The sequence below is a fragment of the Psychrobacter sp. Sarcosine-3u-12 genome (assembly GCF_002836005.1).
Lineage (GTDB): Bacteria > Pseudomonadota > Gammaproteobacteria > Pseudomonadales > Moraxellaceae > Psychrobacter > Psychrobacter okhotskensis.
This window is the reverse complement of sequence record NZ_PJBY01000012.1, coordinates 1-6,998: the sequence shown is the minus strand read 5'-3', so window position 1 is coordinate 6,998 and position 6,998 is coordinate 1. Positions and strand designations below refer to the sequence as shown.

At 41.0% G+C, this 6,998-nt stretch carries 6 protein-coding genes, 2 tRNA genes and 1 pseudogene; 3 read left to right on the top strand and 6 right to left on the bottom strand.

What is annotated here, in order from left to right; all coding sequences use genetic code 11:
• Positions 1-106: 106 nt before the first annotated feature.
• The 3 genes from CXF65_RS00695 to CXF65_RS00685 are packed head-to-tail and all read left to right on the top strand — an operon-like array spanning position 107 to position 2,897.
• Positions 107-1,030 carry a hypothetical protein gene (locus CXF65_RS00695; protein ID WP_198551925.1) on the top strand — a complete coding sequence of 308 codons (924 nt, stop codon included), beginning with the start codon at positions 107-109 and terminating at the stop codon, positions 1,028-1,030.
• Positions 1,031-1,080: 50 nt separating this feature from the next.
• A complete protein-coding gene (locus CXF65_RS00690; RefSeq protein WP_157823950.1) occupies positions 1,081-1,638 on the top strand; it encodes a hypothetical protein in 558 nt (185 codons plus the stop codon).
• A 56-nt stretch (positions 1,639-1,694) separates the two neighbouring features.
• Positions 1,695-2,897, top strand: coding sequence for a DUF6708 domain-containing protein (locus CXF65_RS00685; RefSeq protein ID WP_101210693.1), 1,203 nt, complete (start codon positions 1,695-1,697; stop codon positions 2,895-2,897).
• A 207-nt stretch (positions 2,898-3,104) separates the two neighbouring features.
• Here the strand turns inward: CXF65_RS00685 and CXF65_RS00680 are convergent.
• The 6 genes and pseudogenes from CXF65_RS00680 to CXF65_RS00660 all read right to left on the bottom strand — a co-directional run.
• Positions 3,105-3,281 (bottom strand): annotated as a pseudogene (locus CXF65_RS00680) (transposase); the annotation flags it as partial.
• 62 nt (positions 3,282-3,343) lie between these two features.
• Positions 3,344-3,607, bottom strand: coding sequence for an Arm DNA-binding domain-containing protein (locus CXF65_RS00675; RefSeq protein ID WP_101210692.1), 264 nt, complete (start codon positions 3,605-3,607; stop codon positions 3,344-3,346).
• A gap of 163 nt (positions 3,608-3,770) precedes the next feature.
• Positions 3,771-3,857, bottom strand: a tRNA-Leu gene (locus tag CXF65_RS00670).
• 124 nt (positions 3,858-3,981) lie between these two features.
• Positions 3,982-4,055: transfer RNA gene (locus tag CXF65_RS00665), tRNA-Cys, on the bottom strand.
• A 192-nt stretch (positions 4,056-4,247) separates the two neighbouring features.
• Positions 4,248-4,382, bottom strand: a complete 135-nt coding sequence (locus CXF65_RS15090; RefSeq protein WP_217271599.1) for a putative transporter small subunit — start codon at positions 4,380-4,382, stop codon at positions 4,248-4,250.
• Positions 4,383-4,469: 87 nt separating this feature from the next.
• Positions 4,470-6,140: a sodium:solute symporter family protein gene (locus CXF65_RS00660; RefSeq protein ID WP_101210691.1), complete on the bottom strand. Its 1,671-nt coding sequence runs from the start codon at positions 6,138-6,140 to the stop codon at positions 4,470-4,472.
• Between the last annotated feature and the right edge of the window lie 858 nt (positions 6,141-6,998).

The window sequence follows — 6,998 nt, the reverse complement described above, 5'->3', positions numbered from 1 at the left end:
TTAATGTCATATGGTTTGTCGGGTCGATATTGTATGTGATGCTGGTGATTGCCTAGATGAAAACTGATTAGCCAACGTCGATTAGACAGTACGAGACCAATAAAAAATGAATAACTACATCATCAGACCTCAAGCAATCTATTTATTAGAACGTTACAGTTCACCCGTTTATTTTAAAGAGATGCGCGATGCTTTTGCGAATATGCTAGAAGCTGCTGAATACGCATTAGAACTGTTCGTCAATGATTTGCCCTTTGATTACCGAACGCGTCCTATTAACAGACAACCTGATATCGTCTGGGGCGAGCGGGTATTGCCAAACCTGCGTGATACTCTAGACAGCTTAAATGTTGGCTATCAAGAGCTGTTAAATGGCGATTTAATAGCAATAAGATATGGTGGTAATGTTGAGAGTGATTTTCGCGCTATCAGTATGGATTATGATACCGACTGGATGCCAGAGCAGCAACAATTGGATTATGAGAAGTGGCGCCAAGAGGCGAGTTTGCGTGCTTTTAATATGGAAATAACCAGTTATTTTGGTTGGTGTATTGGTGATTTAATGGAAGATTATAGTACTGAATCGCGAGGACCGCTTAACCCACCCGAATCGTGGCCTATTTATCGCCTCAATCCTCAATATAGCGTTGAATTAGATGAAGTTGTCCCTGTTGCAGGTATTTATGTACCTAGTAGAGCAGATGCCAGTGCTCAAGTGTTATTGGATGGCATGTTGGCAAATGAAGCCTATGTCGGTTATGACCCAGAAACCATGCAAGCGGTCGGTATGGCGCCTGTTACTTGGATGTTGGTTGAGCGTATCGCGGATAGTGGTGGTGATAGCCAGAATGTCGCGCCAAAACGCTTACGCTGCGAGTCGGGTAAGCCTTGTCCATTCACAGGCTACTGGTGGTCACCATCAAGTAAAGATATCAAACACTTCAAAGCAGGTGACATCATGCCAAAGATGAAGCGGCTTGAATGGCAAACCATTTGGTATTTTAACGAGACCAATCAGTTGGATGATTAAGATACATAACTTACGCCTTATCAATGACTAATAACAAATGAGCTTTACATATGGTAAATCATTCAATTCCAAAGACCTTATTTAAAATGTGGTTGTGTGTGTCCCTACTATTTACGATAGGAGTTAGTCAGTCGCAACTTGCTATGGCAGCTGACACTTCTTATGCTGATAATACGTCCAAGACCGCAGAAGAGTTGAGATTAGAGTATCTCGAAGCGCTTGAAGAAGAGCAGAACAAGCTATATTTTAAAAACTTTGCAACCAATCCTGATGATATTCCGATCAGTGAGTATGAAGGAGGGACAGATCGATACTTTGGCGATTTAATATTAGAAGGTGATGAGCTTATATTAAAAGTTTCAGGTGGTAAGCTACTTATTATTACCCGAAACGAGCGTCAAGAGCAGCTCAGGCAGCAACTTATACAGTTTGTATCAGAGCATAGTGAAGTGTCAGTCAAAGTTGGTATACAAGGTCTGATAAACCCAAGAAGTAATCAGACAACAGACAGTTTAGATGAATTGGTTCTTGTGAATTACAACGGTTTAGAAGCCAATGCCACTCATAATCTTTTTAAGATGCTTAAGGCATTGAATGATGAGGAATGAGGTTTGTACTTGATAAGAGTCTGCTCAAACTGCCACGACATTAAGGACAACTAAAAATGAGTGCATATCTTGTAGACATGGAAGGGCGGTTTCGATTGACCAAGAAGCCGCCATTTTTAACCCCTGGTTATCAAGCGGTAGGGCAGAAACTTGCAGACGTCAAAGGTATTCATGAGAAAGTGCCTTTGGATAAATATAAAACCTATGATGTGCCATTGCACCCGCAGCAAACGGTGGTGCAGTTTAACTCAACTTACTTAGAGACGACAGGGCGAAATGAGCGCCGACGAGGCGATGCTGTAGGATGGGGATTATTTTTAGGGTTTATAATAGTCTCAATGACTCCTTTTATTTATCACATATCAATTCAGCTGAATAATGATTTTAACTTCTTCTCTTTAGGAGTTGGAGTTTTTGGTATTGCTTCAATACTTATAACGTATGTTTTATTAATAAACATGCTCTCAACCGAGCTGTTTACCACATGGCATTCTCCGATCCGCTTTAACCGTAAAACTCGTAAGGTCTATGTTCGTCAATATAACCGTAAAGTAGAAGTATATAACTGGGATGACTTAACCTTTTTTATTGCTTATATCAATGAAGACAGAGACATCAGAGCGGTTACCTTTGATAAAAACGGCGAAACCATTACGGGTATGTTTGCACTTGCCTTTCAAAACAATGTCTTTGATAAAAGTTTAATCAGTTATTTTGAATTTATCCGTCGTTATATGGAAGGTGACGATCAGCAACTAAAAGAAGTCAAAGAGGCAGTACGCTACATCTATCCCATACATAAAAAACGTGAAACCCCGCTGATGTCATTTAAGCGTTTGATATTGAACGTAGTACATTACTCTCACGAAAACATGGAGTACCCTGAACGAACTTTTAGGTTTTACCCAGTGACAATAGTTATTCTACCTTTATTAGCTCTGCGTTATGTTGGCCGTGTGATCTCAATGCTGACCAGCTACCGCCATCAGTTTAGCAAAGCTATTGAAGCGGAATGTCAGATTGATCCTAATGACCCTTATGATTTGAACAAACATCTACCAGAAGGCAACCTTGAACAGAATAACGAGCCTATTTGGAAGACCATTGTTTACAGTGTAGGTGTTATTATTGCTACTATTATCATGCTGTTTATCGGTGCATTTATTATAGACATGATAGGCGCGGCAAGACCACATGGTGACTATCCGAGCATGGTCGATAAACTCTGGTATGTGATTGGTTTGGGGTGGTTGTCTTAATAAATCATTGGCTACCTTTTTATTACTGTATGTGATTGCTTAGATAAAAGTAATTAGGGATAATAACATGCAACTACGCGATGATTTCGCTACCCACCTTAGTAAGCTTCACAACCCTATTGACCGTCCTTATACCGCTATCGTTTATGGCTGTAAATCTGGTTTTGTAATCCTCATGATATACCAGCTCATTCTTCAACACGCCCCATATTGCTCTGTACCGACAAGCTTGCCTTGATTGGCTTTGTTATGCCAGTTTGATAGCGTTTGCATGGCAATACCTAACTGCTTTACAGTAGCTGAGATATTGCCATTATTATCTGCTATCTTCTTAACGGCTTCGGCTTTGAATTCGTTACTGTAGGTTCTTACTTTCTTAGTCATGATAAACTCCGATTAATACGCTTAGTTTACCAAGTTTAGGTGTACGGTTTCTTCAGCATAGCTCAATTACGACTTAGTAGCTCTTCATAGTCACGCCAAATTTCACAGGCACGAGCAAACGATACGTTTGGATACACGCCAAGCGATATACGTTTGTTTTTTAAATGGGTAGGGGACAGGTAGCGATAAACCCAAGATTTAGTGCCATTAGGTCTAACCATGAGATACAGCATGGGATGGTTTTTGACAGAGACCAGATATTCCTTGTCATCGACTTTATGACTGCTGATGCTGCGGTCGGAGCTGATAGGTTTGCGTGCTTCCATAACTGACACCCCAATGTACATTTAAAAACCAGTGTACATAGTAGTGTACATCAGATGCATGGATTGGGATAGATAGAGCAGGACAGTATAGAACGCCAGATACAACAAAGCCCCTGAGATCAGGGGCTTTAGTTATTCTATAAGATAGTATAGAACTATATAATGGTACCCGGAGCCGGACTTGAACCGGCACGCTATTGCTAGCGAGGGATTTTAAATCCCTTGTGTCTACCAATTTCACCACCCGGGCAAAAATTGTTTTATCTTTAACATAAGCTAGCTGATAGACCGTCTAGTTACTAGATAAGTGCTCGCTATTATAAGCGGTTATGCTAATAATGCAAGCCAAAATTAACGTAAAGTTAATAAATAATTGGAGGCTGGAGTCGGAATCGAACCGGCGTTAACGGAGTTGCAGTCCGCTGCATGACCACTCTGCCATCCAGCCAATCAAGGTGGCCTATATTAGCAAAAATATAATAAATTACAAGTCATTTTTTTGATAAACGCTCGTTATTTATTAGATTAAGAGTATTTAAGCATTATTCATGTTTATTTGAACCATTTAATCAAGCATATGCGCGCCTCGACAAGCTATTGCTTAGCGAGGTGTGTATAAAAAATAATACAGTCTAAGCTGTTAAATAATGTCTTTATTATTACGTTGGGCTTTTTTGATGTCGCGATAGGTGGCGGTGCAAATCAATACCAGCACCCCCAAGGTAATCGCTGGCCAGACTAAAATATATAATCCGTAGATAAGCGTGCTATCCATGTTGTCTCCTTATAGTATTCATTGATAGGTAACACTTAGCGAGTGACTTGCTAGGTGTTACCAGATATCCGTCAGGGCTACTGTTATTTAGCTCTTTGTTATGGGTGCTACTTTGGGCTTTTTATCGTAGTCACCAACACGTTGTTTGATCAGATCAAAGTCGAAATGTTCATCACCCATGAGACTGACGACCACACAAACGATAGTACTGGCACCGTAAGCGGTCAGTGAAGCGAGTAGGATCATGTACTGGCGTAAGAACCCAGTCGCAAACATTAACATCAGCACCAAGGTAATAGCAGCCGCGCCCATGCCAATCTTACGACCTAAGAAACCAAATACCATCAGACCGATGACCACCGCGCCACCGACACTGGCTAAGATTTCAAAGAATAAGGCGGTGATGCCAACAATAGGTATCAACTCAAAACGCGCCACACAGAATAATAAAAGCCCGACAATAACTGCTGAGGTAAAGGCGACGTTGGTCACACGATTCCAGAATACACTGGCGATGACAGGGAAAACAATTGCACCCCATAAGGCACCAACAAATACCAGCATCACTAGAATATCAAGCTTGAAGCTGGCAAAGATGAGTCCCGCTGCCGTCGCGACAATCATCGTGCCACGACCGACGAGCATCATAGTTTTTGGCTTGATGCCACCTTTTTTGGCGATATTTTTGGCATAAACATCAGCCATCATGATGGTTGATAGCGCCGACAAATCCGAGTCAGCTGTAGAAGATAACGAACCAATGACCAAAATAAAGAATAAGGCAATAAAGACCGGATGCAGATACATACTGACCATTTGTGGAATCAAGTTGTTCATATTGCCATCAAGTGGTTCGATGCCAATGGTCAAAGCCATTAAGCCAATCATACCAAGCCCAATGACGATACCGGCATAACCGACTGTGGCGGTAACAAATGTCGCCTTAATTTTAGTTTTATCAATGGCAAATAAGCGCTGGGTAATGGTTTGATTACCGATAGCATAGGCCAATACTGCGACAAAATAGGGTGCACCTTGCTGAAAAAAGGCTTCAGAGGAAAAGAAATCCTGCTGCTCTAAGGTCAAGTTCGATAGTCCGCTGACCATCACTTCGGGACCACCCATGGAGAATAGTACCGCTGGAATAATGATGACACCAATCGCCATTAAAGCGACCAATTGGGCAAAATCAGTAAAGACTGAAGCACGAAACCCTGAGGTTAAGGTATAGCTCAATACCCCGACACCCGCGATAATTACCCCTGTTTGGAATGATAATGGTGACAATACTGACACCAATGCCCCAGCAGCGGTAAAGTTGACCATCAAGCTAATTAAGCTGCCCATAAGGTTGGATATGGCTAAAATTAATTGGCTTGATGAGCCGTGGCGGGCGTGGATAAGCTCACCCAAGGTGTGACCGTTGGGAGCAAGCTCACGAAAGCGCATGCCAAAAGGGTAGATGAACAAAATCATCAGCGCACCCCAAAAGCCGTAATGTATCGGCCCTGATACGCCATATTTGTAGCCAGAGGTGGCAGCGGCATAAAATGAGGCGGCCCAAATCCACGTGGCCGTCATACTTGCTGCACCCATACCAAAGCCAACACCGTGACCTGCAACCATAAAACCGGTAGTAGATTCTTTGTCTTTTTTGATTAATAAAGATAAGAGATAGGTACCGCCGTAAAACGCCACTAATAATAAAATAATGGTCAGCGCCGAAAATTGGAACAATGACTCAGTTTTCAAATTCATACCTCGCAATTGTTTTAAATGAATAAAAGTTAGGCGGTATTCCTTAACCCCTAACCGTTGGAAATACATTTGTGCTTATTAGAGTTTTTATCATGAAAATGTGACTTATAAAACACATTGATAGAGCATGTACGATTCGCGCATATCAATAGCGATGACACAAACTGTCATGACAGATTAATAATAAAGTGAGGTGCAGCCGCGCTATTTTAGTAAGGATTATTAGCCATACTAGAAGTAAATAAAATAGTAGCGGCAACTCTCAATATGCGTCTGTTAATGGCTTAGCCATTACGCTGTCAAGTATGGATACTCGATAGTAGCTGGATGCTAAAAAAGACTCATGTAGCAAGTTCTTTTAGCAAAATACAGATAAGCTCTAAACCATAATCTTATGGCTTAAGCTAAATTTAGACAGCTTTATCAGCTGAAATAAGCAACGTTTAGGATAGCGTTTTATCCAGTCATTGCATGTGACGCATTGTCCGTGTTCATCATCCGCAGTAAAATTCCTTCGTTATAATCAACGAAAATTACTCACCATTGATAAATAAAACTACACCTATGTTAAATACATGTAACATGTTCGTGAACCAAGAGTAACCTATTATTTATGTAATCTCAAATTTATCCATACATAAACCTTCGCTAGCCATCGTTAAACGCTGACTAACGGGTGATTTTTTCATAGTAAGGTAGTAGGTAAATAAATGATTTTATTAGAATTAATAAAATGGAATGATATTAAAGAGTGGAAAGAACTGACTAAAATCCCCCTATGGCAGGATAGTTGTCACCCCTAAATATTAATCCAAATGGGGGGCACAAGGACCAATCATGCCAAGATATAGTGACGAT